This is a genomic window from Photorhabdus thracensis (genome assembly GCF_001010285.1).
Taxonomy (GTDB): Bacteria; Pseudomonadota; Gammaproteobacteria; order Enterobacterales; family Enterobacteriaceae; genus Photorhabdus; species Photorhabdus temperata.
Genome location: NZ_CP011104.1, coordinates 4,214,764 through 4,239,879, shown reverse-complemented (window position 1 = coordinate 4,239,879; position 25,116 = coordinate 4,214,764). Strand labels below are relative to the sequence as shown.

General features: G+C 43.3%; 22 protein-coding genes and 1 pseudogene. 4 read left to right on the top strand and 19 right to left on the bottom strand.

All coding sequences use genetic code 11. The annotated features are described in order from the left end of the window. Positions 1-926 precede the first annotated feature (926 nt). The gene (locus tag VY86_RS18465; RefSeq protein WP_046976034.1) at positions 927-1,778 is read right to left on the bottom strand and encodes an enoyl-CoA hydratase-related protein; all 852 of its coding nucleotides are present in this window, start codon (positions 1,776-1,778) and stop codon (positions 927-929) included. A 441-nt stretch (positions 1,779-2,219) separates the two neighbouring features. Here VY86_RS18465 and VY86_RS18460 point away from each other — a divergent pair, with 441 nt between their 5' ends. After that, positions 2,220-2,456: a major outer membrane lipoprotein gene (locus VY86_RS18460; protein ID WP_036849495.1), complete on the top strand. Its 237-nt coding sequence runs from the start codon at positions 2,220-2,222 to the stop codon at positions 2,454-2,456. Between the two features lie 110 nt (positions 2,457-2,566). Here the strand turns inward: VY86_RS18460 and VY86_RS18455 are convergent, their stop codons facing one another. The 8 genes from VY86_RS18455 to VY86_RS18420 all read right to left on the bottom strand — a co-directional run bounded on the left by VY86_RS18455 (position 2,567) and on the right by VY86_RS18420 (position 11,567). Continuing rightward, positions 2,567-3,637, bottom strand: a complete 1,071-nt coding sequence (locus tag VY86_RS18455) for a L,D-transpeptidase family protein (protein WP_046976033.1) — start codon at positions 3,635-3,637, stop codon at positions 2,567-2,569. 123 nt (positions 3,638-3,760) lie between these two features. Beyond that, positions 3,761-4,177 (bottom strand): cysteine desulfuration protein SufE, encoded by a 417-nt coding sequence (gene sufE / locus VY86_RS18450; protein ID WP_021325624.1) that lies wholly within the window; start codon positions 4,175-4,177, stop codon positions 3,761-3,763. Between the two features lie 39 nt (positions 4,178-4,216). Further along, complete coding sequence (gene sufS, locus VY86_RS18445) at positions 4,217-5,455, bottom strand: cysteine desulfurase SufS (RefSeq protein ID WP_046976032.1); 1,239 nt, start codon at positions 5,453-5,455, stop codon at positions 4,217-4,219. Next, entirely contained in the window at positions 5,452-6,765 is a 1,314-nt protein-coding gene (gene sufD, locus VY86_RS18440; RefSeq protein ID WP_046976031.1) for a Fe-S cluster assembly protein SufD, read from the bottom strand. The genes sufS and sufD overlap by 4 nt, the downstream gene beginning before the upstream one ends. Then, the gene (gene sufC, locus VY86_RS18435; protein ID WP_036840518.1) at positions 6,740-7,486 is read right to left on the bottom strand and encodes a Fe-S cluster assembly ATPase SufC; all 747 of its coding nucleotides are present in this window, start codon (positions 7,484-7,486) and stop codon (positions 6,740-6,742) included. Before sufC ends, sufD begins: the two co-directional genes overlap by 26 nt. Positions 7,487-7,543: 57 nt before the next feature. Further along, the gene (gene sufB, locus VY86_RS18430) at positions 7,544-9,040 is read right to left on the bottom strand and encodes a Fe-S cluster assembly protein SufB (RefSeq protein ID WP_046976030.1); all 1,497 of its coding nucleotides are present in this window, start codon (positions 9,038-9,040) and stop codon (positions 7,544-7,546) included. Positions 9,041-9,052: 12 nt separating this feature from the next. Then, the gene (gene sufA, locus VY86_RS18425; RefSeq protein WP_046976029.1) at positions 9,053-9,421 is read right to left on the bottom strand and encodes a Fe-S cluster assembly scaffold SufA; all 369 of its coding nucleotides are present in this window, start codon (positions 9,419-9,421) and stop codon (positions 9,053-9,055) included. Between the two features lie 466 nt (positions 9,422-9,887). Next, complete coding sequence (locus tag VY86_RS18420; RefSeq protein WP_046976028.1) at positions 9,888-11,567, bottom strand: GH39 family glycosyl hydrolase; 1,680 nt, start codon at positions 11,565-11,567, stop codon at positions 9,888-9,890. A 440-nt stretch (positions 11,568-12,007) separates the two neighbouring features. On the opposite strand from VY86_RS18420, the gene VY86_RS18415 reads away from it, so the two are divergent. Then, complete coding sequence (locus VY86_RS18415) at positions 12,008-13,105, top strand: ISAs1-like element ISPlu18 family transposase (RefSeq protein ID WP_046973727.1); 1,098 nt, start codon at positions 12,008-12,010, stop codon at positions 13,103-13,105. Here VY86_RS18415 and VY86_RS18410 read toward each other — a convergent pair. Continuing rightward, a pseudogene (locus VY86_RS18410) lies at positions 13,102-13,339 on the bottom strand (type II toxin-antitoxin system Phd/YefM family antitoxin). The gene VY86_RS18415 and the pseudogene VY86_RS18410 overlap by 4 nt on opposite strands. Before the next feature lie 249 nt (positions 13,340-13,588). Between VY86_RS18410 and VY86_RS18405 the strand changes: the two are divergent. Beyond that, positions 13,589-14,593 carry an IS110 family RNA-guided transposase gene (locus tag VY86_RS18405; protein ID WP_046976027.1) on the top strand — a complete coding sequence of 335 codons (1,005 nt, stop codon included), beginning with the start codon at positions 13,589-13,591 and terminating at the stop codon, positions 14,591-14,593. 141 nt (positions 14,594-14,734) lie between these two features. On the opposite strand, the gene VY86_RS18400 is transcribed toward VY86_RS18405, so the two are convergent. Beyond that, positions 14,735-16,128, bottom strand: a protein-coding gene (locus tag VY86_RS18400) for an IS1182 family transposase (RefSeq protein WP_158019915.1) whose coding sequence is annotated in 2 segments (ribosomal slippage) — positions 14,735-15,561 and positions 15,561-16,128 — 1,395 coding nt in all. Because the reading frame shifts where the segments join, the coding sequence is not laid out codon by codon here. 426 nt (positions 16,129-16,554) lie between these two features. Then, positions 16,555-16,707, bottom strand: a complete 153-nt coding sequence (locus VY86_RS18395) for a Hok/Gef family protein (protein ID WP_046976026.1) — start codon at positions 16,705-16,707, stop codon at positions 16,555-16,557. A 442-nt stretch (positions 16,708-17,149) separates the two neighbouring features. Between VY86_RS18395 and VY86_RS18390 the strand changes: the two genes are divergently transcribed. Beyond that, positions 17,150-18,190: an IS630-like element ISPlu16 family transposase gene (locus VY86_RS18390; protein ID WP_046974724.1), complete on the top strand. Its 1,041-nt coding sequence runs from the start codon at positions 17,150-17,152 to the stop codon at positions 18,188-18,190. Positions 18,191-18,339: 149 nt separating this feature from the next. Here the strand turns inward: VY86_RS18390 and VY86_RS18385 are convergent, their stop codons facing one another. From VY86_RS18385 to ydiJ, 7 genes are all read right to left on the bottom strand, one after another. Then, complete coding sequence (locus VY86_RS18385) at positions 18,340-18,489, bottom strand: type I toxin-antitoxin system Hok/Gef family toxin (RefSeq protein WP_021327110.1); 150 nt, start codon at positions 18,487-18,489, stop codon at positions 18,340-18,342. A gap of 479 nt (positions 18,490-18,968) precedes the next feature. Continuing rightward, the gene (locus tag VY86_RS18380; RefSeq protein ID WP_046976026.1) at positions 18,969-19,121 is read right to left on the bottom strand and encodes a Hok/Gef family protein; all 153 of its coding nucleotides are present in this window, start codon (positions 19,119-19,121) and stop codon (positions 18,969-18,971) included. Between the two features lie 479 nt (positions 19,122-19,600). After that, positions 19,601-19,750, bottom strand: a complete 150-nt coding sequence (locus tag VY86_RS18375; RefSeq protein ID WP_021327110.1) for a type I toxin-antitoxin system Hok/Gef family toxin — start codon at positions 19,748-19,750, stop codon at positions 19,601-19,603. A gap of 477 nt (positions 19,751-20,227) precedes the next feature. Further along, complete coding sequence (locus VY86_RS18370) at positions 20,228-20,377, bottom strand: type I toxin-antitoxin system Hok/Gef family toxin (RefSeq protein ID WP_021327110.1); 150 nt, start codon at positions 20,375-20,377, stop codon at positions 20,228-20,230. Positions 20,378-20,959: 582 nt separating this feature from the next. After that, positions 20,960-21,109, bottom strand: a complete 150-nt coding sequence (locus tag VY86_RS18365) for a type I toxin-antitoxin system Hok/Gef family toxin (protein WP_021327110.1) — start codon at positions 21,107-21,109, stop codon at positions 20,960-20,962. Positions 21,110-21,600: 491 nt separating this feature from the next. Continuing rightward, positions 21,601-22,017 carry a 1,4-dihydroxy-2-naphthoyl-CoA hydrolase gene (gene menI / locus VY86_RS18360; RefSeq protein ID WP_021322972.1) on the bottom strand — a complete coding sequence of 139 codons (417 nt, stop codon included), beginning with the start codon at positions 22,015-22,017 and terminating at the stop codon, positions 21,601-21,603. Then, positions 22,014-25,070, bottom strand: coding sequence for a D-2-hydroxyglutarate dehydrogenase YdiJ (gene ydiJ / locus VY86_RS18355; protein WP_046976024.1), 3,057 nt, complete (start codon positions 25,068-25,070; stop codon positions 22,014-22,016). Before ydiJ ends, menI begins: the two co-directional genes overlap by 4 nt. Between the last annotated feature and the right edge of the window lie 46 nt (positions 25,071-25,116).

Below are 25,116 nucleotides of genomic sequence, written 5' to 3'. Positions count from 1 at the left end.
AATGCTGCCACAATAGCCCCAGTTTGTAACTCAATATCTTTTATACTCAGTAAGTTACCTCGTATGGCCATGCGCCAATAGAGACAACAAAATGGACTGGATGAAACCTACTCAAAAATCCTTTCAGCAATGGATAGTGATATCGCATCAGGTACTGAGGACCGCATTACAGATGGTATCAAAGCATTAACAAGAGTGAATCCTTGTTCACTGGATATCTTTATTCAGAGAGAATGTCATCGCTGGAAGGTTTAATTGTATGGTTTCACTGTCATCACCTGCGCTCGCTGGCAGGCGACGACATTCAAAGCCGAACGGAACTAAAACCGAATAAGAATTCAGGAGTCAGTCATAATAAATCCGGAAAACAACAAATCAGATCAGGTATTTCCTAACCGGATGTTAAGGGATATAAATAATTAATCGGGCTATTCATGCACCATCAAGTAGTCAATTCTCAATGAAAACGTTATGTTCATGTTATTATTAGTTTAATTACATTATATCCGTCACATCTAAGGTCATTTTCAAATCCGCAATCGAAGACATAAAACAATAGTAAGGAAGAGTGATTCTCATTCATAATATGCGAATGAGAGTAAAACAAAACTAATATGTGGCCGTCAACCTTAAATAGATTCCAAAAACAGCAAACCTCATTAACGAATATAAAATAACAAGACTCTCTATATACTCTGAAATATTATCCCCTTTGCTCAAAACCTTTTTAATTATCGTCATTGTCTCCACCACATTTCTATCCATTCAATCGTACTGCCCTATTCATTCGAACCTGTGTAGTAATGACGCCATCTTCTATTCCCCCTGATAAGAAAATGGCTTAACCCTCAACCACGATGATGTTCCCCAGCATTATGTCATTTGCGGAAAACCCATTTTGCATGTTATCGACATCTCTGTTTTAATCATGGCTCCTCGAAAGCTTTCCCTACTTCGTTTAAATTCTGGAACTCACTTGTTGTTCCGGACGCTTTTGCCTGAATAGAGCACAAAATATCCTGACGACTAAAAATCGAAGCTTGCAAAAGTGCTGTTTGTTGCAATGATTCGTAAACACCATGATCACGACTGTAAAGCATAGCCCGTTTAACCCCGTTAATAGCAATCGGGGGCCGATCCGCTATACGTCGGGCAGTCGCTAAAGCCCCCTCGATCAATGTTTCCGCAGAAGGGAAGATCTTTACCACAAGTCCTAAATCATGAGCCTGAGCGGCATTCAGTGTATCCCCTGTGAGTGCAAGATAACGAGCCATACCACCAGGGATCAGATGTTGCAGACGCTGAAGGATACCTAAATCAGCCATCATACCGATATTGGTTTCCTCTATGCGAAATTTCGCATTTTCAGAAGCAAAACAAAAATCACATGCAGAAATTAAGTCAAATCCTGCACCGAGACATGCTCCTTGTACTGCGGCAATGACCGGGAAGCGGGCACGTTCCAATACATTTATCGCCTCCTGCATTTGTAATAAGCTAAACTGCATCGCTTCCCGCTCATTAGGATTAGTCGTATGGGTTTCTTTGCTGGAGGCGAAAATTTGCAAGTCAAGCCCACCACAGAATGCGCTACCTTGCGCAGAGATCACCATTGCCCGCACCTCTCCTGAGCGACTGAGTTGCTCTATCGCCTCTGGAAATAGTTTCCAGAACGCCAGCGCCAGGCTGTTTGCCTTTTCGGGACGACTGAGCTGCAAATGAGCGACCCCGTTGTCAACGGTGATGTTAAAATACTCGTTGGATTGATCAATTAGCATAGAAGACTCCTCTTACCAGTTTGAATCTGAGCCTAGAATTCAACCTGAGTATTGTCAAGATGCTTATCTACAATAAGATTCAGTTAACAAATTTGTTTTAAGCGAAACCCTAGACTTATGTATGAGGAATATCTCCATGTAAGATAGATCCCTATGACTCAATAGACACAAGATGGCTTCGATGTAGTGGTTGTTTATTTATAAGAATTTTTAACTAAAATTATTTCGGAGAATATCATCCCCTTATGGAATAGGATTTCTTTGATTAAAATGTTACTCAATCGTTTTGTTTTTTTACATTCAGATGAAAATTACCCACCTACTAAAGAGAAAATTTGAAATAATTGGTTTTCATGACAAAAATTTATTCTCTTTCTAAAAAACTTTGTGTAATACTTATATGGCTACTTGGAGATTAACTTAAATCTAGAGGGTATTATAATGAATCGTACTAAAATTGTACTGGGTGCAGTAGTTCTGGCTTCTACTCTGTTGGCTGGTTGTTCAAGCACTGCTAAAGTTGACCAACTGTCTTCTGACGTTCAGACTCTGAATGCAAAAGTTGATCAACTGAGCAATGACGTGAATGCAGTTCGTACTGACATTCAAGCCGCTAAAGACGATGCAGCTCGTGCAAATCAGCGTCTGGATAACCAAGTTCGTTCCTACAAAAAATAATTTTTTGTAATAAAGTACAAAAATGGCGCACAGGTCATCTGTGCGCTGTTTTTTTATCATGAAGCTCTGTCAGAAAAATATTCGCTGACCTCCCTGTCTGCAATAAAATATTAATTTTCCCGATAGATTGGCCCAGGCTGATATAATGGCGGTAATTTAAACGACTCTGATACACCTTCATTGACTTCTTGTTCTGCATCTTTAGCATCGTCTTCCATCAGCACTCTATTTCCTTCCCGCAGATCCTGTTGTGTTTCAGGCTGTGTATTTTCACTTACCAGCACCGGCATACCAGAACGGCGTACAATAGCTTGTTCAACAATATTTTTATCTGTCTTGCTATTATCAATGAATTTGTTCAAACCGGCTGATCGGACAATCTGTAATGTCTGTGGATCATCTCCCTCTTTTTTAGACAACGGCTGATGGACTTCAATATAACGTTTACCATCCGGCTCGACAGAATACTTAACGGCTTCATTGATAATCTGTACTCTGGTTCCACGGGAAACCGTGTTAAACACAGCTTCAATATCATCAGGACGCAGACGAATACAACCCGAACTCACCCGCATACCAATGCCAAAATCAGCATTTGTGCCATGAATCAAGTATTCTCCGCGCCCAGCGGCTAAACGCAATGCAAATGCCCCCATTGGGTTTTCCGGGCCAGCAGGAACAACCGCAGGTAAGATAATCCCCTGTTCAGCATAATGCTTACGGATATTCTTAGTCGGCGTCCAGGTTGGATCTTTAATTAGCTGGCTTACCGATGTTGTCATCACTGGTGTGTTACGACCAAGCTGTCCAATGCCAATTGGGTAAACGATGACTTTGTTTTTTCCTTTAGGGAAATAGTAAAGTCTTAGTTCAGCAAGGTTAATCACAATCCCCTGCCTTGGTGTATCAGGCAACAACATTTGTGATGGAATAATCAGTTCAGAACCCGGAGCAGGCAAATAAGGATCGGTACCGGGATTAGCTTCCAGCATTGCCAGTAATCCAATTTTATATTCGGCGGCAATGGCCTCCAGAGAACGTCCGTCATCTGGCACAACAAATGTCGTATTTTCGCCAATTAAACGACTATTGGCAGGTGGCAAGGTATATTCTGTAGCGCTGACGGTATTAGTCAGCGCACTTAACAATAACATGCCGATAAACGTTAAAACTCGTTTCATGCTCGCTTCCTGGAATGACTTCTGAATGTTATCGGATAAATTAAGCGCGAAAGGTTGAAGCCTTATTCACCTGTCGCGACCGTGTATATTATCAGCCGCAAAAGAAACACGTAAGACCGCCACTTAAACCATTTTACTTGCCGTATTGCGGATGGCATATATCATCGCATGCAGCCCCTGTGTACGTGATGGTGTTAAATGTTGCTCCAGAGAAAGTTTTGCAAAATATTCAGCCACATCCAAATCCAGAATCTCCTGAGGCGTCTTGTCCTGAAAAAGAATAAAAACCATCGCAACCAACCCTTTCACGATAGCGGCATCACTGTCTCCAACAAATTCCACTTTGCTTTGGTTATTCTTCCTCAGCAAAATCCACACCTGACTCTGACAACCGGCGATTAAATGCTCAGGTTGACGCTGTTCGTCAGTCAGTGGGGACAACCTCGCCCCCAGTTCAATCATATAGAGATATTTTTCTTCCCAATTTTGACAGCGGGAAAAATTACGTAACAATCTATTTTGGTCGGGCAAACTTGCCATGACTTTTTCCTTATATCACTCTTTCGATCTATGACCGTCTCAACCAAGCAGTTTTTCTATCCGCTGCAATGCAGCAACAAGAGCATCAATCTCTTCTTGCGTAGTATAAATCGCCAGCGATGCCCTGCACATACTGGAAACGTGATAATGTTCCATCAGCGGAAGTGCGCAATGATGCCCGGTACGAATAGCGATTCCATATTGATCAAGGAAACTTCCCACATCATAAGCATGATGGCGGCCAAGGTTGAACGCGATAACGCCCTGACGTTGCTCAGGACCATATAATTTCAGTGACCTGATCTCTTTCAGCCGGGTCATTGCATAATCCATCAGCGCTTGTTCATGTTGCTGAATTTCATCCAGCCCCAGTGAAGTGACATAATCAACTGCGGCACCAAGCCCAATAATTCCCGCTATATTCGGCGTCCCCGCTTCAAACCGCCATGGTGGTTCCGCATAGGTTATCCCTTTTTGCAAGCTGACGTGTTTGATCATTGCTCCGCCACCTTCCCAAGGTGGCATTGCGTCCAGAAGGGATTTACGCCCATAAAGCACGCCAATTCCTGTTGGTCCATATAATTTATGGCTGGAAAAAACATAGAAATCGCAACCCAGATCCTGCACATCAACTTTCTTGTGCATAATGGCCTGAGCGCCATCAACCAGAATATGTAACTGCCCCCCCTGCTCATCAGCCACTCTTCTTGCCTGTTGTATAATTTCACGTACAGGGTTCACTGTGCCGAGTACATTAGACAGGTGAGTAAAAGAAAGTAATTTAGTACGTGAATCAATCAGGGATGCTAAAACCGATTGATCCAGCTCACCAGTTTCATTCAGTGACCACACTCTGATTTCAAACCCAATTTGTTCCGCCAACATATACCACGGAACAATATTGGCGTGATGTTCCATTTCAGTAATCACAATATTATCGCCACTCTTGATAAATTTGCGGCCATAACTGTTAGCTACCAGATTAATCCCTTCCGTCGTACCTTTGACGAAAACAATCTCTTCATCACTTTGAGCATGGATGAATTGCGCCATTTGGTGGCGCACATTTTCAACCATACAGGTAGCCGCAGAACTGAGAGTATGAATTCCCCGGTGAACCGCCGCATACTGGTGTAAACAGAATTCACTTTCCCGTTCGATAACCGAAACCGGCTTTTGAGCACTGGCGGCACTATCAAGATAAACCAGTGGATGCCCATTGACCTGCTGAGTGAGTATCGGGAAATCCTGTCGCACCTTTTTTACAGAGAAGGTCATTTTTTCACTCCCGCTAAACGCTGTTTAATCTGTTTCATAACAACGGTTTTCAGAGCTTCATCTTCAATAGACTCAGTAAGTTCAGCAGCAAAAGCAAATACGATCATATGTTGCGCATCACACCGGCTGATACCACGTGATTGCAGATAGAACAGCTGTTCTTCATCTATCCGGCCAACGGTCGCACCATGACTGCATTTCACATCATCCGCGTAAATTTCCAGTTGTGGTTTGGTATCCACTTCTGCCCGTTTACCTAATAACAAGTTGTTATTGGTCATTTTCCCATCGGTTTTCAATGCATGAGGCGCCACTTTGATCATGCCGTTAAATACCGCTTTACTCTGATCCATCACAATTGTTTTATGTAACTGGCGGCTTTCACAATAACCCTTATTATGTTCCAGATAGGTACGGGTATCAGCGACCTCTTTTCCTTGCGGCAACAACAAGCTGTTCAACGACAGATCCGCCCCTTCACCATTAAGCTGAACGCTAGTGTTGTGTCGACCAAGCCCGGCACCTAACAGAAAACTGGTGCTCTTCACTCGGGCATCACGGCCAACCACAATATCGTTATGTGCAAAGTGGTAACTTGCACTATTCTCAACGCCCAGTTTTATATGGGTTAAGCTGGCGTTATCCCCCACTTCTGCGGTCAACCGGCTTCCTGTCATATGGGGTTGCTGCTCATCAGTACTGACGAAATGTTCAATCACTCTGGCGCCGGCATTCTCTCCCACAGTAATGTGATAACGGTAATGGCTGGTATTTAATGCTTCACCACAATAACCACTGGTTATATTCAGCAAATAAAGGGGTTTTTCCGCAACTTGCCCGGCTTTTAATGTTATGACCAAAGGCTGTTGAGCCAGGCTTTCTGTCAAATGCAGAAAAATCTCACTCTGGATCGGCGCCGGAAGCCTACTTTTATTATCCAGTAAACTCAACTGATACGGCCCAAATTCACAAGAACTTAGCAAAGGAGAAAAACAACCATCCACCATAACGATACGCCAGCAATCCATCGGAATCGCCAGTTGTTCACATTGTGCTACTGTCAATTCCCAAGTTTTGCCACTGTATTGCTGACTTAACAGTTGTTCCAGCGGAGTATAGCGCCAATCTTCATGTCTGAATTGAGGAAACCGGGTTTTAGTCACTTGCTGCCAATGCAGACTGGCATGAGATGAATCATCACCATGACGGCAATGATACAAATCAGCGAAACGCGCTAAGGCTTGCTGATTACGCTCCGCAACCTGACACGTCTTTTCAACTTTTTCACTGTTGGTCAATAAGCCAGCCATAGCCTTGCTCCTCCAACTTTTTCGCCAGACTGAAATCACCGGATTTAATAATCCGCCCCTGATAAAGCACATGGACAAAATCAGGTTTCACGTAATCCAAAATACGTTGGTAGTGGGTCACAATAATGAATGAGCGGTTTGGATCACGCAGGGAATTCACACCATTAGCAACAATTTTCAGGGCATCAATATCCAGCCCTGAATCTGTTTCATCCAAAATACAGAGTGTCGGCTCCAGCGCGGCCATTTGCAGAATATCGTTACGTTTTTTCTCACCACCGGAAAAACCAACATTGACTGAACGTGTCAGCAAGTCTTGCGGCATATTTAGCAGTTCTATTTTTTCTTCGATAAAATCGGCAAAATCAAAGCGATCCAGCGGCTCCTGATGGCGATATTCACGGACAGCGTTCACTGCCGTTTGCAGGAAGAATTGATTACTGACACCCGGAATTTCCACCGGATATTGAAAAGCCAGGAAAATCCCCTCACCAGCCCGCTCTTCCGGTTCAAATTCAAGTAAATCTTTTCCTTTAAAGATGACTTCACCATCATCAATTTCATACTCTTCACGGCCAGCTAACGTTGCCGATAATGTACTTTTACCGGAGCCATTCGGTCCCATAATGGCATGAACTTCACCCGGTTTAACTTCAAGATTTAATCCTTTCAGGATTTCATTACCTTCCACACTGACTCGTAAATTTTTAACACTTAACATATTACATGCCTTCGAACGGCTTAACGTTCAATCATAAAAAAGGGAAACAGGGAGAACTCACCCGACGCTATGTTCAAGGCTAATTGCCAGTAATTTCTGCGCTTCAACGGCAAACTCAAGGGGAAGTTCAGAGAACACATCCTTGCAGAAACCATTAACGATCATTGAAATCGCATCATCTTCACTAATGCCGCGTTGCAGGCAATAGAACAATTGATCTTCACCAATGCGGGAAGTTGTCGCCTCATGCTCCAGTTGCGCAGTGTTGTTCTGTACTTCTACATAGGGAAATGTATGCGCGCCACATTCAGTACCAATCAGCATGGAGTCACATTGGGTATAATTACGGGCGTTTTCCGCTCCCGGCAATATTTTTACCAACCCACGATAACTGTTCTGGCTACGGCCGGCAGAAATACCTTTTGAAATAATGGTTGATTTGGTGTTACGGCCAATATGGATCATCTTGGTGCCGGTATCTGCCTGTTGAGTGCCATTAGTGAGGGCAACAGAGAAGAATTCGCCAATCGAGTTATCCCCTTTCAGGATCACACTCGGATATTTCCAGGTAATTGCTGAACCCGTTTCTGATTGCGTCCAGGACATTTTGGCATTTTCACCTTCACACAATGCTCTTTTAGTCACAAAGTTAAGAATTCCCCCCTCACTGTCACCACCTGAAAACCAGTTCTGTACCGTGGAGTATTTTACTTCGGCATCTTTATGGATAATCACTTCCACAACAGCGGCGTGCAGTTGATAACTGTCACGTACAGGTGCAGAGCATCCCTCTATATAGCTGACATAACTGCCCTCATCAGCAATCAGAATGGTGCGCTCAAATTGACCGGTTTTCGCCGCGTTAATACGAAAATAGGTGGAGAGTTCCATCGGGCACCGAACCCCTTTTGGCACATAAACAAAAGTACCATCAGAAGCGACTGCGGCATTCAACGCGGCAAAGAAGTTATCGTGACTTGCAACCACACTGCCGAGATATTTACGGACTAACTCAGGGTATTCCTGTATTGCCTCGCTGAATGAGCAAAAAATAATGCCTTCTTTCGCTAATTTATCCCGATAGGTTGTTGAGACAGAAACTGAATCAAAAATAGCATCTACTGCGACAGCTTCACCTTCCCGCACAGGAACACCCAACTTATCAAATGCTTCTTCAATCTCTGCCGTCAAATAATTATTCGTTTGCTCTGTACCCGTTGCCTGCATAGCACCGGATTGCGAGCTGCAACTATCATCACAGGCACCGCATGAAGGCGCTGAATAATAGCTATAGTCCTGGTAATCGAGATTAGGGTAATTCGCCTTCAACCAGTGCGGCTCTTCCATTCCCAGCCAATGACGATAAGCCTCCAGCCGAAACGCCAGCATCCATTCAGGCTCATTGCGTTTTGCGGAAATTGCCCGCACAACATCTTCACTCAACCCCTTAGCCAACTCATCAGTCGCTACCTGAGTGAAAAAACCCTCTTTATAACGATGATCGCTGAGCCAGGTCTGCACATCATCGCTGATTTCTACATTGCTCTGAGACATATATTGGTACACTTATATACCAAAGCTTTCACCACACCCACAGGCATGTTGAGCTTTTGGATTATTGAATTTAAATATCTGATTTAAACCTTCACGAACGAAATCAACTTCAGTTCCATCAATAAATGGCATGGCTTTCAGGGGAACATACAGACATGCCCCTTCATTTTCATACAGTAAATCATCAGGCGCAGGATCGTTAACCATCTCAAACACGTAGCCAAAGCCGGCACATCCTGACTGCTTAACCCCCAGATATAACCCTTTACTTTGTAGGTTCTGCTGCATCAATTTTAGGATCTGTGCTGCGGCTCTCTCTGTGATGGTGATTCCTTGCCATGCAGTTTCATTCAGAGAGAAGGTTTCAACACTATTTGTCATAGTTGACCTCATATTTTTCTTTAGCAATTTTTTGCCGCTGTTATCGGAGTATTCTCCTTACCGCATAATGGTAATGATAACCCTTATCACTTCAACCATTTGTTTTAAGAGGATATACCTTACATAGAGCAAATTTCACTCAAACAACGCAATTTATGTTCATTGCATATGAAGATATATTTTTAATTATTTGTTTTATATGAATATTATGGCGGACTCGACTAATAAGCTAACCACCATAATTACTATGATACAAGTGCAATTTTTCAAAAGGTCTTTATCTGTAACGACGCAAAGTGCTATATCCCGGAAATGGAAAAGCGCATACGCTGGTACTGGTGCCATCCCACCGACCAGGGGCGCTGGTCGGCGGACACTATTGCAAATAGCGGCTCAGAGTAAATCTTTCCACTAAAGCCCTACCTTAGATCCCAAAAATGTAGTTCACCAAGCCATGGCACTGCTATCAGGAATACTCAACATCCAGAAGTACTACCGAGTCTTTTGGAATATTTTCCACAACAACCTTCCAAGATATTCCAATATTGGTTTTTACTGGGTATCTTTTTATATTTTCACTCACTACTGGACTTGGCCTTATATTGTCCAACTGACCTCCTTCGGTAATAATATAAGCAGTGGCATACCTAGGCTCTCGTGGGTCTTGAATTATGGCATTGTGACCGGAAAAACTATATCTATTATATTCAGGGTTGGAGGGGTTTGGACCGTGGTTATTATTTATCTCTTTTTTAATATTTTTACTATACATATTCTTAGGATTTTTCCCGCCAAACCATTTGTCAATACTGTATTGATCTTGAATATTGTCAACATCCCGATTTGTATCCAGGTAATATTGCCTGTATTTTTTTGACTGATATTCTTCTTTGAGGAAGTTTTTATCAAGAAGATAAGTTGATACTAATAACTTCCTTCTTCGAGGCGAAGAATGGGATTCACTGCGCCCTTCCAATTCAATATACCCATATCTAGCATTTTCCAATTGTATGTCAATGTTAGATATATAATATGGCGTTTCAAACATTAAGTTGAATAAATAAAATGCTTGCGCGGGATAGGTGTACCTATTTTCATCATTAAAAATACCTAGTGTGCCGCCGTCAGCTCTGTAGTAAAACGCTTTGTCCACATCTCTATATACCATAAATATCAAAGATTGTATAATAAATGCCGCATTCTTTGCTGATTGCATTTTATTCTGTGTTTCGTGAGTTGTATATGGAGTCATTCCCCACTCTGTTATATAACTTTTAACATGATTCAATCCCAATACATCAAGCAGGCTTCTGTTGAGCTTGGCTGATGCCGCAACCTGAACAGGATCGGCTTTGTCGTGAAGGTAAAGGTGCCAGGAATAAAAATCTAGCGGGTATGATTTGGCTTTACATGCTTGTAAAAAACCGCGTCCATAGGGACTGTTTATCTCCTGCCCGGCTGCTACAGATGGACCTCCGACCAACACATTCGGTGCTACCTTTTTGATTTCGCGTGCGACAGTACCATAAAATTCGTAATAAACGTTTGGGTCTGAATTGGCAAAGAAGCCTCCTAAATCAGGCTCATTCCATATTTGATAATACCTTACTGGACTCTTCATTCCAATATTCATGTAGTTAACTGAATACCGCTTTACTAATTCCGCCGCCAGCATAGCATAAATTTGAAAATTTTCTGGTGGGTTTGCACTTCCCAATAATGACCTACCTATTCGACACATCACTTCTCTCTTGAGATAAGGATTGGAGTTCCTTTCATTGTTGATGATTTTTCTAAAATAAGCATCTGTAGGTTCGTAATTTGCTTGTGAAACAGCCTCTTCAAAACTATTATTCTTCATTCCGTTTCTGGCATTTGGAAAGATAGACCTCTTATTTGTCAAATCGGCGTAAACTTTCCGGCCATGCCCTTTTTTATCTTCTGGTACCATTAATAAAAGTTGATATTGCGATGTTTCTAAATCATCATGAGTACCATTATCGATATCCCCTGGGCCATACAGATCATGCGCTCGGATAGAAGGAATCCCCATTTCGTTAAATTGGTCTTCAAGATCAGGATATCCGGGGGCTATGGATATAGGAGAGCCATTTACTCCGTGCACAGGTTTAATTAATTTATACAATGTAAATACCTCGACATAGTGATTGTTTGTTATATTTCCATTGGTCACGGACAGAGCGTACACGTAGTATGTGAGGGTTCCAATGCCCTGCCTAGGGCCAACATAGCAAATAAAATAGCTATTCAGATAAGCTATTAGAGCTTAAAAACACATCCGTATTACTCTACCGCAATTGTCAACAGCAATAGATTACTGATTAAGCTCGACAGTAGACATTTTGCTTCTCCTTAAATTTTAAGGTCTAGTCATATTAGCCTGATTCCAATTCATTAAAAAATACTTCACTATCAACAGTGTTATCCGCCCTGATATCAGGGTGAGATCTCACATTTTTAATAAGGTTATTTTGGTTAAATAAAAATCAGAATATGACTTTTTATAGGCATTTCTCTCATTAAAACGTTAAGATCTCTCTCTTCCATAAAAAAGCGATCCTAATAATGAGTATTTTTAATTTTATCAGCAAGATAGAAGACCCCCGTTCTGACATCAATAAAAAACATGAGCTAATGGATGTGATTTTTTTAGCCTTCTCCGCTGTATTATGCGGCGCTTCTGGCTGGAAATCGATTCAGGAATTTGGGGAGTTACAGAGCGAGTGGCTTAAACAATACACGCATTTTACTCACGGTATTCCCCGTCGTCACTGTATTGCTAATATTATCAAAATGATAGAGCAAGATGCACTGGTTGAAGCCTTTTATGCCTGGATCAACCAGCGTCGGGTCAGGGCAGGAAAAAGTCTTATCGCCATTGATGGAAAAACCCTGAGAGGAACCTGTAAGGGGACATTATTTGAAGCCCTGCATGTGGTCAGTGCTTATGATGTTGAATCCGGTGTAGCCCTATACCATCAGGCAGCCGAAAGCAAAGGCCAGGAAGGTCCGGTTGCCAGACAATTGATTGAATTACTGGCGCTTGATGGCGCGATTGTCACTATGGATGCCCTGCATTGCCAGAAAGAAACCCTTGCGTTAATTACTCAGCGCGGCGGTGATTTTATTGTCGGTCTCAAAGGCAATCAAAAGACCCTCCATGAATGGGTCAAATCGTATTTTGCTTCGCATTATGAGAGTGATGAGCTTGTTGACTTTACGCAGAAAAATAGCGGTCATGGACGGACAGAATTTCGGCATGTCATGCAAATTCGTGCCGTATTGCCGGAGGTCCTTCGGCGGCAATGGCCTTCAATACAAAGTGTTATTGAAGTAGTCAGTGAACGAAGCGTAAAAGGTCAGCCTCCCCATCGTGATTCACGCTGGTATGTCAGCTCGCTACCGTTGGAGGCGGAAATCGTGGCTAAGGCAATAAGAAGGCACTGGTCGGTGGAAAACGAGCTGCATTGGGTATTAGATGTCACTTTTCGAGAAGATGCTATCTCACTCAAAGATCCTGATGGGGCTGCACAAATGGCGCTTTTTAACCGAATTGCATTAAATGTGATTAAACAGAATACCAGTATAAAAGACAGTCAGGCGGCTAAACGTCGAAGAGCCATTTGGTCAGGGGAATTCCGTAGTCAACTTATCTTTGATTAAATTAAATACAAAGTGGAATCCCGCCCTGCCCTGGCCCTGATATCAACTTTGATCCGAGCGGTTCTCGACTGCAACAATCTCAATTTGAGTGCTTCCAATACTTTCATACTCATCCATTGAGATAGCCACGGCAACTGGCTTTCCGTTTTTATTGATCTGGATTGGAGCACGTTGCGCTTTTAGTAACATGTTACCAAATTGAGTTTTTGCTTCATTACCAAAAAATGTATCCATTGATTAGTACCTCGTTAAATACCGTTCGATTTGTTCAGTAGGTTGGTGGCGACTTTTCCACCTTTGTCACAGGGCGAGATCTCATATTTTTAGCATGGATATTATGGGTAAAAACCAGAGCGGGAACTGATTTTTTATGAAACTTTTCATCAACTCATTAACCACCGACTAAAGTCGGTGGTTAATGAGATGGTCACCCTACCAGCAGTATATTAATAGGGTGATTATCTTTGATAAGAGGCCATCATCATGAACACCATCACACTCATTGGTATCGATCTCGGCAAACATACCTTTCATATCCACTGTCAAGATAAATCAGGGAAAGCACTGCTACGTAAAAAGTTTACACGAAACAAATTGATGGCGTTTCTTGCCGGGCGCCCTTCTGCAACCGTTGTGATGGAAGCCTGTGCTGGCGCTCATTTCATGGCAAGGCGGATAGCTGATTTGGGGCATGAGGCTAAACTCATTTCGCCTCAGTTTGTCCGGCCTTTCATTAAAAGTAACAAGAATGATTTTGTTGATGCCGAAGCAATCTGCGAAGCCGCATCACGTCCTTCCATGCGTTTTGTTCCGCCCAGAACTGAAACTCAACAAGCCATGCGTGCATTACATCGGGTCAGGGAGTCACTTGTCAGGGATAAGGTCAAAACGACCAATCAGATACATGGCTTCTTACTCGAGTTTGGCATTAGCTTACCGAGGGGAGACGCTGTTATTAAGCGCTTATCGTTAGTGTTGGCAGAACACGAACTCCCAGATTATCTGGTTCGATTATTGATGCAATTACACGCCCATTATCACTATATTGTTGAACAAATAGCCGGGTTGGAAGCTGAACTCAAACACACCATCACCACGGATGACACCGCCCAGCGTCTTATGACCATCCCGGGTGTGGGTCCAATCACAGCCAGCTTACTTTCTTCACAGTTGGGAGACGGCCAACAATATGCCAAAAGTCGTGATTTTGCCGCCTCAACGGGATTAGTCCCCAGGCAATACAGCACGGGAGGAAAAAATACCCTGCTGGGTATCAGCAAACGAGGCAATAAGAACTTACGCAGATTACTGGTGCAATGTGCACGAGTATTTATGCAGCGATTGGATAATTATTCAGGAAAACTGGCTGACTGGGTCAGGCAGCAGCTTGAACGAAAACACGCCAATGTCGTGACTTGTGCACTGGCGAATAAATTAGCCCGGATAGCTTGGGCCATCACGACACAGCACACGGTATTTGACGCCTGATTCTGCGTCATTATGAATAAATTTAAACGTTACCAGACCGCTGACAAACCTCGTTGAAAATAACGGGATTTGTTCCTTTCATTGTGAATCATAATGCCATCCATTTTCCTCATTAAGCCAATTTAATCGCCCGACAAGGCGTTATTTTCGCTTCTCCTGCAATGAAATGCTCGCTCTCCAGAGATAAAAACAACAAAGCATTGCGACCAGCAAGGCTATCTTCTTGATATTTTGGGCTGTGGCTGCCAAAAGACACTGTATTTGCACTTTTTGCAACCCACGGAAACGGGCATAGCGGTGCCCGTGATGTTGCTTCGCATCTGCAAAACTACGCTCTATCGTCTCCTTTCGCCGCTTGTAGGTTTTTTTACCCCACTCCGTTAGCCGGTTTTCCCTGGCCTGCTCTTTACTGTCCTCCCAGACATGACGGGTTATCTTTTTGCCCCCTTTGGCCTGCGTACAGGACGCGCGTTTCGGGCAATACTGGCAGATATTCGCCGCGGCCTGATAATGCCGGTATCCCTCTCGGCTGGTTGTTTTATAAATCAACTTTTCGCCCTGAGGGCACACATAGCAGTCCTCCTGCTTGTCATAGGTAAAATGTTTTTTCTGGAAGACGTTCGACCCCTTATTCGGACGGCGGTAACCGATTATCGGCATGACACCTAACTGTTCCGTTAAGTAACAAACCGGGGCCGTAAAATAGCCCGCATCCAACCCAACCGCGAGGGGATTGAGGGCAAAACGCTCTAACTGACGCGTCAAGCGCTTGATAAAAGGCTGGCTATCGTGGACATTACCCGGTGTGGCGTAGGTATCGGTGATAATACCGACTTGCCCATCCACGGTACGGTGGTCAAGGTAAAAGAACCCCCTGGGTTTGTTGGTCCGGTGCATAAACCCGCTTTCCGGATCAGTGGTACTGACCTTCGTCTTTCTCTGCCGTTCCTTTAGGGCTGGCTTCAGGCTTTTTTTCCGGCTGCCGCCCGGTCTTCAGTGACGGCTTTATCCAGTGCATCAAAATAGGCGCCGGGGGGAACCGGCCGCATGACATTCTCCGATTTATGCGGATTGGCACTGGCTTTCAGGTGGGTGCTGTCGGTATAGAGTACGCGTCCGCCCACGAATCCTTTGGCCATCGCCTGTTCAACAATGTGGTCAAAAATCTGCTGGAAGACCGCGGTATGATTGAAACGGCGGCGGCGGTTCTGACTCAGGGTTGAGGCATCAGGGACCTTCTCTGTCAGTCCGAGGCGCAGAAACCAGCGGTAAGCCACATTAACCTGAATTTCCTGAACCAGACGGCGTTCACTGGGGACGCCAAACAAGTAGCCGAGTAACATCATTTTAATCAGCATGACCGGATCGATAGCAGGACGGCCATTATTGTGGCAATACAACGGGGCGACTAATTCGCGGATAAATTCGAAATCAATGGCAGCATCGACTTGACGGACCAAATGATTTTTAGGGACCAGCTCGTCAAGCGAGAGCGTTTCTGGCGGGAAAGTCTGGAGAGGGGGGGGTCTTAACATGGTGGCAAGCTCCGTTGAGTGAACGGAACTTAATTAAAACAAAATGCCGGATAAAAAACCAGCACTTTGTCAATAATCTGTTACCTCACTGGTTTTGCGAAGACTGATAATTGATGACATGAACGGCCTATCGGCCTGATGAGAAACCTAAAGGTTAAGATGGCTTATTAAAGCCGAGTGGTTTTTTAGGAACATCAGGCGCGGAACTCATCGAGGCGCGGGCATCCTTGCCTATAGTGACGCCGGATAGATTTAAGCAAGCCCAAAATTCATCAAAATTAGTGTTGCAAAAACGAGGGTGACCATAGATTAACCTTTCATATGGAAGAATAAAATGACGAGATAGCAATTCAGAGTTGGTGATCGGGCGCTTGAGAGCCATGTTCAACAACAAGAGATGGCGGGGATGACTCCCCGCCGTTGCTCTTACCTGGGTTCGTAATCCATGAAAACAGCAACCTCCGTTTGGCCGCTTCGGATGCGAACCTCACAGAGGTCTTTCCTCGTGACCAGCACAGCCGCTAAAGCGGCAACACAGATAACGATAATAGCGATAAGTACCGCTTTTTGCTGTTTCATGGTTAGCGTCTCCTTGCCTTTCGGCGTGTAAGAGGCTAATCTTATGTTGCTAAGCATAAAGAATAGGCCTCAAATTGATTGAAAGATCATTTGGGGCTTTCTTCTATCCGCTCCAGCACGCCAGAGACAGATAGTCTCAAGCGCCCGCCCAGAATATACCAAAGCAAAATACCTATATCTATAGGAAATAACACAAATTAAAACCGCTGAAATTTTAGCATTAATTAATATATCCCGGCGTTTATAGATATGAATAAAAGGAAGTTTTTATCTATTTCGATATTAATCCTTTTAATATAATTCACCATATCCATTCCACTCGACATTTAAATTCATCAAATAAATAACTTTTCAAAATAATAGATCACTTGGAGGGAACTCAGTCCGATTTTTGCGATCTGATCAATTGCGAAAAATCCCAAACCCCAACACGGACTGAGTGATGCCTATCATAGCACCTATACCTCAAGATGAATGCCAGAAAATGAGAAAACTTATCCATAAAACCCGTGATAAGAACTATTCCCGTCGATTAACGGCGTTATTGATGCTCAATGAAGGATTGACAGTGACTTATGTCGCCAAGACCCTTCATGCCGCACGCTCTTCCGTCAATCGTTGGGTTCAGTGGTTTACATTATATGGGCTGGAAGGACTCGAAAGTTTACCCGTTGGCCGACCTGTTGTCTGGGATCTCTCCCCACTCTATAACCTCTTACTTTTCTTATTACAGCAATCCCCCCAAAAGTTAGGCTATCTCCGCTCTCGCTGGAGCCTTGAACTCATGACTCATACCCTCAATGAATTACTCAACCTCTCTCTGACGCAAAATGTCCTTTATCGTTACTTTGCTCAGGTGGGGATTGTCTGGCGTAGAGCGGCACCCACAGTGAAACAACCTGATCCCGAATACGATGAGAAAATGGCAAAGATCGCGGAAGCCAAAGCGAACATTTCAGAAAAACATCCCGTTTTTTATGAAGATGAGGTGGATATTGATTTAAACCCGAAAATCGGCGCGGACTGGTGCTTCAAAGGACAACAAAAACGGGTTATCACCCCGGGAAAAAACGAAAAACATTACCTTGCGGGCTGCCTTAATGCCCAAACAGAGCAAATCATCTATGTTAAAGGAATAAAAAAGAATTCTGATTTATTTATCAAAATGTTAGATGAACTGAATCATCAATATCCCCATGCGGAAACCCTCACATTAATCTTAGATAACTACTGTATTCATAAAAGTCAGAAGGTAAAGGACTGGCTGGCACGACATCCAAAATTTACCCTGTTGTTTTTACCGGTCTATTCACCGTGGCTAAATAAAATAGAACGGTTATGGCAATCGCTCCATGAGACAATAACGCGAAATCATTGTTGTCAATTTATGTGGCAGTTACTGAATTATGTCGATGCCTTTTTGGCATCGTTTTCATCACAGCAAAAGCCAGGAAGACAAAAAATGGGTGTAGCACAATTATGAAATCTTATTTATATAAGCAGATCAAATAAGCAATGATATTATAAAAATATAAATAAAATGACGGGATAGCAATTAAGAGTTGGTAATCGGGCGCTTGAGAGCCATGTTCAACAACAAGAGATGGCGGGGATTGCTCCCCGCCGTTGCTCTTACCTGGGTTCGTAATCCATGAAAACAGCAACCTCCGTTTGGCCGCTTCGGATGCGAACCTCACAGAGGTCTTTCCTCGTGACCAACACAGCCGCTAAAGCGGCAATACAAATAACGATGGCGATAAATATCGCTTTTTGCTGTTTCATGGTTAGCGTCTCCTTGCCTTTCGGCGTGTAAGAGGCTAATCTTATGTTGTCTAGCATAAAGATAGGCCTCGGGTTGATTGAAAAATCACTCGGGGCTTTCTTCTATCCGCTCCAGCACGCCAGAGACAGATAGTCTCAAGCGCCCGCCCAGAATATACCAAAGCAAAATACCTATATCTATAGGAAATGACACAAATTAAAACCGCTGAAATTTTAGCATTAATTAATATATCCCGGCGTTTATAGATATGAATAAAAGGAAGTTTTTATCTATTTCGATATTAATCCTTTTAATATAATTCTCCATATCCATTCCACTCGACATTTAAATTCATCAAATATATAAGCAGCTCAAATAAGTAATGATATTATAACAATATAAATAAAATGACGGGATAGCAATTAAGAGTTGGTAATCGGGCGCTTGAGAGCCATGTTCAACAACAAGAGATGGCGGGGATTGCTCCCCGCCGTTGCTCTTACCTGGGTTCGTAATCCATGAAAACAGCAACCTCCGTTTGGCCGCTTCGGATGCGAACCTCACAGAGATCCTTCCTCGTGACCAGCACAGCCGCTAAAGCGGCAACACAGATAACGATAATAGCGATAAGTACCGCTTTTTGCTGTTTCATGGTTAGCGTCTCCTTGCCTTTCGGCGTGTAAGAGGCTAATCTTATGTTGTTGAGCATAAGGATAGGCCTCGGGTTGATTGAAAAATCACTCGGGGCTTTCTTCTATCCGCTCCAGCACGCCAGAGACAGATAGTCTCAAGCGCCCGCCCAGAATATACCAAAGCAAAATACCTATATCTATAGGAAATGACACAAATTAAAACTGCTGGAATTTTAGCACTCATTAATATATCCCGATGTTTATAGATTTGAATAAAAGGAAGTTTTTATCTATTTCGATATTAATCCTTTTAATATAATTCACCATATCCATTCCACTCGATATTTGAATTCATCAAATATATAAGCAGCTCAAATAAGCAATGATATTATAAAAATATAAATAAAATGACGGGATAGCAATTAAGAGTTGGTAATCGGGCGCTTGAGAGCCATGTTCAACAACAAGAGATGGCGGAGATTGCTCCCCGCCGTTGCTCTTACCTGGGTTCGTAATCCATGAAAACAGCAACCTCCGTTTGACCGCTTCGGATGCGAACCTCACAGAGGTCTTTCCTCGTGACCAGCACAGCCGCTAAAGCGGCAATACAAATAACGATGGCGATAAATATCGCTTTTTGCTGTTTCATGGTTAGCGTCTCCTTGCCTTTCGGCGTGTAAGAGGCTAATCTTATGTTGCAAAGCATAGATAGGCCTCGGGTTGATTGAAAAATCACTCGGGGCTTTCTTCTATCCGCTCCAGCACGCCAGAGACAGATAGTCTCAAGCGCCCGCCCAGAATATACCAAAGTAAAATACCTATATCTATAGGAAATGGCACAAATTAAAACCGCTGAAATTTTAGCGCTCATTAATATATCCCTACGTTTATAGATTTTAATAAAAGGAAATTTTTATCTATTTCGATATTAATCCTTTTAATATAATTCTCCATATCCATTCCACTCGATATTTAAATTCATCAAATATATAAGCAGATCAAATAAGCAATGATATTATAAAAATATAAATAAAATGACAGGATAGCAATTAAGAGTTGGTAATCGGGCGCTTGAGAGCCATGTTCAACAACAAGAGATGGCGGAGATTGCTCCCCGCCGTTGCTCTTACCTGGGTTCGTAATCCATGAAAACAGCAACCTCCGTTTGGCCGCTTCGGATGCGAACCTCACAGAGGTCTTTCCTCGTGACCAACACAGCCGCTAAAGCGGCAATACAAATAACGATGGCGATAAATATCGCTTTTTGCTGTTTCATGGTTAGCGTCTCCTTGCCTTTCGGCGTGTAAGAGGCTAATCTTATGTTGTGAAGCATTAGATTGGGCCTCAAATTGATTGAAAGATCATTTGGGGCTTTCTTCTATCCGCTCCAGCACGCCAGAGACAGATAGTCTCAAGCGCCCGCCCAGAATATACCAAAGCAAAATACCTATATCTATAGGAAATGACACAAATTAAAACTGCTGGAATTTTAGCACTCATTAATATACCCCGACGTTTATAGATTTGAATAAAAGGAAGTTTTTATCTATTTCGATATTAATCCTTTTAATATAATTCACCATATCCATTCCACTCGACATTTAAATTCATCAAATATATACCGAATGAACTTCAAGATGCTTGAGCCGTCAGACATAAAAACATTTAAATTCAACAATATAACCGTTTTTCAAACATGCACTTTGAAGCATCTTGAGTATATAAGCAGATCAAATAAGCAATAATATTATAAAAATATAAATAAAATGACGGGATAGCAATTAAGAGTTGGTAATCGGGCGCTTGAGAGCCATGTTCAACAACAAGAGATGGCGGGGATTGCTCCCCGCCGTTGCTCTTACCTGGGTTCGTAATCCATGAAAACAGCAACCTCCGTTTGGCCGCTTCGGATGCGAACCTCACAGAGGTCTTTCCTCGTGACCAGTACAGCCGCTAAAGCGGCAATACAAATAACGATGGCGATAAATATCGCTTTTTGCTGTTTCATGGTTAGCGTCTCCTTGCCTTTCGGCGTGTAAGAGGCTAATCTTATGTTGCAAAGCATAGATAGGCCTCTGGTTGATTGAAAAATCACTCGGGGCTTTCTTCTATCCGCTCCAGCACGCCAGAGACAGATAGTCTCAAGCGCCCGCCCAGAATATACCAAAGTAAAATACCTATATCTATAGGAAATGACACAAATTAAAACCGCTGAAATTTTAGCACTCATTAATATATCCCAGATTTTATAGATTTGAATAAAAGGAAGTTTTTATCTATTTCGATATTAATCTTTTTAATACAATTCACCATATCCATTCCATTCGACATTTAAATTAATCAAATATATAAGGAGATCACATAAGCAATAATATTATAAAAATATCGATAAAAGCTATAATCACGAAGACTATCACAACTAAATTTAATACATAGAAAAATAACTTTTTCACTTAATGAGTAGGTTATTAATCCATAGAAAAATAACCTACTATTATTTTATCCAGGCAACACTGAAGTAGTTAACCGGGAAGTGCAACACAGGTGTTGACGTTCATCAAAAATATCGATTCGCCATACCTGGTGATTACGGCCAATATGCAGGGGCTTACACACCCCTTTAACTTCGCCACTGCGAACAGACCGGATATGGTTGGCATTGATTTCCAGCCCAACAACTTTTTTCTCACCTTCGGAACAGAGATACCCAGCCAAAGAACCGAGTGATTCTGCCAGTACAACAGATGCCCCGCCATGTAATAAACCAAACGGCTGACGGGTACGATAGTCAACCGGCATTGTGCCTTCAATAAAATCATCACCGATATGCGTGATTTTTATGCCCAGATGGCCCATCATACATTGGCTATTTACTTGATTCAGGCTATCCAGTCCAATATCACGTTTCCAAATCATGGGATTATCTCCAATAAAGCTTGCAACGGATGCTTAAGTACTTGCCCTTCTACCCGCTTAACCTGACTGCGGCAGGAATAACCGGAACTCAGGCAACGCTCCAGAGGTAATTTCTGCAAGGCAGGTTGCCAGGATAATTTATAGATACCAATAGAGTGTTTTATGTTTTTGTTTTCATGACCATATGTTCCAGCCATGCCACAGCAGCCTACACTGATATTATCCAGCTTACTACCCAACCGCTGGAAAATTTTTTCCCACTGTTTACTACTGCCTGGTAGCATAGTCACTTCCGTACAATGTCCAAACAGATACCATTTATCACCGGACACGGCCTGATTACCCTTTTTCTCCGGTAAGGTGTTGATCAGCCATTCGTGAACAAGCTGAACCTCAAACTTACCACGCTGCTCTCCGAGAATTTCTTTGTATTCATCCCGATAGCACAGTACCAATGCAGGATCGACACCGACCATAGGGATACCCAGCTCAAATACCCGATTGAGAAAATCTGACGTTTTTTTGGCCGTTTTAGCAAAGCGAGATAAAAAACCTTTGATATGTTGGGCTTTACCGTTAGGAGAAAATGGCAGCAATACCGGCTTATATCCCAATTTTTCCACCAGACGGGCAAAATCAGCCACTACTTTCGCATCGTAATAACTGGTGAACGGATCCTGAACAATCAACACATACCCGTTACGATAAGACTGATCCATTTTTTCAAGCTGTTCCAGTGTGGTCGAAAGCGCGTAATGACCAGCAAGCTGTTGGTGCAATGTCGGACTGGATAACAAGGGGAGATCCACCATCCCGACAGTCCGGCGGCTCAATTCCTGCACCCACGACTGTTTCAGGAAAAAATTAAATGCTCGCGGCGCTTTAGCCATTAATGGCGTACTACTTTCCGCAGCTGCCACAATATAATCACGCACAGGACGGAGATAGCGACCGTGATATAACTCAAGAAAACGTGCACGAAATGACGGCACATCAATTTTGATCGGACACTGTGTTGAGCAGGCTTTACATGCCAAACAACCAGACATCGCCTCTTTTACTTCATGGGAGAAGTCATACTCTCCACGCCATGCTTGCCAACTATTACGCGTCTTTTCAATCAGACCACGCAGGCTTGGCCGTTTTTGTTCCAATCCCTGCTTCAACAGTTGCGGATCCATACCCTGTTCGGTCAAAAGCCGAAGCCATTCACGCACTAATGTTGCCCGCCCTTTCGGTGAATGGATACGCTGCCGGCTAATTTTCATTGACGGGCACATCGGGCTTTTCACATCGAAATTAAAACACAGCCCATTACCATTACATTCCATCGCACCACGGAATGTATTTCTTACATTGACCGGGATTGTCCGGTCATAAGTCCCCCGCTTGACGGCATCAATTTTCATCATTGGTGCATCCACACCAATCGGTGGGCAGATCTTACCCGGATTCAAGCGATTATCCGGGTCAAAGGCCGCCTTTATCCGGCGCAACTCCTCATACAAAATGCTGCCGAAAAATTCCAGACTATATTCAGCCCGAAAACCTTTACCATGTTCTCCCCACAACAAACCGCCATAACGGGCGGTGAGACTGACAATTTCATCAGAAATTTGTTTCATCAGTATCTCTTGCTGCGGATCGCACATATCCAGTGCTGGCCGAACGTGCAACACACCAGCATCTACATGACCAAACATACCATAATTCAACTGATGGCTATCCAGTAACTGGCGGAATTCAGCAATATAATCAGCAAGATACTGTGGAGGCACACACGTATCTTCCACAAAGGGGATCGGTTTCGCCGCACCTTTACTGTTACCCAGTAATCCAACCGATTTCTTGCGCATTGCATAAATACGCTCAATATCAGCCAGCTCCCGGCAAATCTGGTAGCCAATAACGCCCTGACGACCTTCTATCAGTTCGTCAAGGCGCTGACAAAGCATGTCTACCTGCTGGTCGATCAATTGTTGATCATCACCACTGAATTCAACAATATTCAACCCCTGCATATCCTTGCCGGGAATATCGGTGATCAATTCTTTCACTGAATGCCAGACAATATCCTCACGCGCTAAATTCAGAACTTTTGAGTCCACGGTTTCAACAGATAGAGCTTTTGCATTCACCATAAAAGGCGCGTTACGCAGTGCTGAATCAAATGAATCATATTTTACGTTCACCAACCGCCTGACTTTCGGCAACGGCGTAATATCCAGAATCGCTTCGGTAATAAAAGCCAGCGTTCCTTCTGAACCGGTCAATATACGACCCAAGTCAAACTTCTGCATATCGTCACTGAAAACATGACGCAAATCATAACCTGTCAGAAAGCGATTGAGTTTGGGGAATTTTTCAACGATAAGTTCACGCCGCTCACGGCAGCGGTTAAGTACGGTGTTATAGATACGGCCTGTAACAGAATCTTCCCGGGCAATTGATTCCGCCTGTGCTATGTCCATTGAGCGGGTATCAAGTAATTCGCCGCCTAATAAAACTGCCCGTAAACCAAGAACATGATCGGATGTTTTACCATATACCAGTGAACCCTGACCGGAAGCATCGGTATTAATCATTCCGCCCAATGTTGCACGGTTACTGGTTGAAAGCTCAGGTGAAAAGAAATAACCATATGGGCGCAAATATTGGTTCAGTTGGTCTTTAATTACGCCCGCTTCAACTCTGACCCATCCCTGCTCCGGATTAATCTCAAGGATACGATTCATATAACGGGACATATCCACCACGATACCCTCATTAAGGGCCTGGCCGTTTGTGCCAGTACCGCCTCCGCGCGGGGTGAATGTCAAATTCTGATATTTTTTTTCACCTGCGACACGGGCCAGTAAAACCACATCTGCGCCGGATCGAGGGAAAACGACAGCCTGTGGTAAGAGTTGATAGATACTGTTATCTGTCGCCATCGTCAGGCGATCTGCATAGCTGCTTGCGGTATCTCCGGTAAATCCTTGTTCCTTGAGTGTATCCAAAAATTCCTGTGCCACCTCACTAACGTGAGGTGCTTGTAATATGCGTGGGATCATTATCGTTTTGACCCTTTTAAAATGAGTGTCCACATTGCTTCATTTA

Coding starts and splice junctions, on each gene's coding strand:
- VY86_RS18460 (WP_036849495.1), top strand. CDS start 2,220: ATGAATCGTACTAAAATTGTACTGGGTGCAGTAGTTCTGGCTTCTACT.
- VY86_RS18375 (WP_021327110.1), bottom strand. CDS start 19,750: ATGAAACAGCAAAAAGCGATATTTATCGCCATCGTTATTTGTATTGCC.
- VY86_RS18370 (WP_021327110.1), bottom strand. CDS start 20,377: ATGAAACAGCAAAAAGCGATATTTATCGCCATCGTTATTTGTATTGCC.
- VY86_RS18380 (WP_046976026.1), bottom strand. CDS start 19,121: ATGAAACAGCAAAAAGCGGTACTTATCGCTATTATCGTTATCTGTGTT.
- sufD (WP_046976031.1), bottom strand. CDS start 6,765: ATGGCTGGCTTATTGACCAACAGTGAAAAAGTTGAAAAGACGTGTCAG.
- sufA (WP_046976029.1), bottom strand. CDS start 9,421: ATGACAAATAGTGTTGAAACCTTCTCTCTGAATGAAACTGCATGGCAA.
- ydiJ (WP_046976024.1), bottom strand. CDS start 25,070: ATGATCCCACGCATATTACAAGCACCTCACGTTAGTGAGGTGGCACAG.
- VY86_RS18465 (WP_046976034.1), bottom strand. CDS start 1,778: ATGCTAATTGATCAATCCAACGAGTATTTTAACATCACCGTTGACAAC.
- VY86_RS18390 (WP_046974724.1), top strand. CDS start 17,150: ATGCCTATCATAGCACCTATACCTCAAGATGAATGCCAGAAAATGAGA.
- sufS (WP_046976032.1), bottom strand. CDS start 5,455: ATGACCTTCTCTGTAAAAAAGGTGCGACAGGATTTCCCGATACTCACT.
- VY86_RS18395 (WP_046976026.1), bottom strand. CDS start 16,707: ATGAAACAGCAAAAAGCGGTACTTATCGCTATTATCGTTATCTGTGTT.
- VY86_RS18455 (WP_046976033.1), bottom strand. CDS start 3,637: ATGAAACGAGTTTTAACGTTTATCGGCATGTTATTGTTAAGTGCGCTG.
- VY86_RS18415 (WP_046973727.1), top strand. CDS start 12,008: ATGAGTATTTTTAATTTTATCAGCAAGATAGAAGACCCCCGTTCTGAC.
- sufC (WP_036840518.1), bottom strand. CDS start 7,486: ATGTTAAGTGTTAAAAATTTACGAGTCAGTGTGGAAGGTAATGAAATC.
- VY86_RS18405 (WP_046976027.1), top strand. CDS start 13,589: ATGAACACCATCACACTCATTGGTATCGATCTCGGCAAACATACCTTT.
- VY86_RS18365 (WP_021327110.1), bottom strand. CDS start 21,109: ATGAAACAGCAAAAAGCGATATTTATCGCCATCGTTATTTGTATTGCC.
- sufE (WP_021325624.1), bottom strand. CDS start 4,177: ATGGCAAGTTTGCCCGACCAAAATAGATTGTTACGTAATTTTTCCCGC.
- menI (WP_021322972.1), bottom strand. CDS start 22,017: ATGATTTGGAAACGTGATATTGGACTGGATAGCCTGAATCAAGTAAAT.
- VY86_RS18385 (WP_021327110.1), bottom strand. CDS start 18,489: ATGAAACAGCAAAAAGCGATATTTATCGCCATCGTTATTTGTATTGCC.
- sufB (WP_046976030.1), bottom strand. CDS start 9,040: ATGTCTCAGAGCAATGTAGAAATCAGCGATGATGTGCAGACCTGGCTC.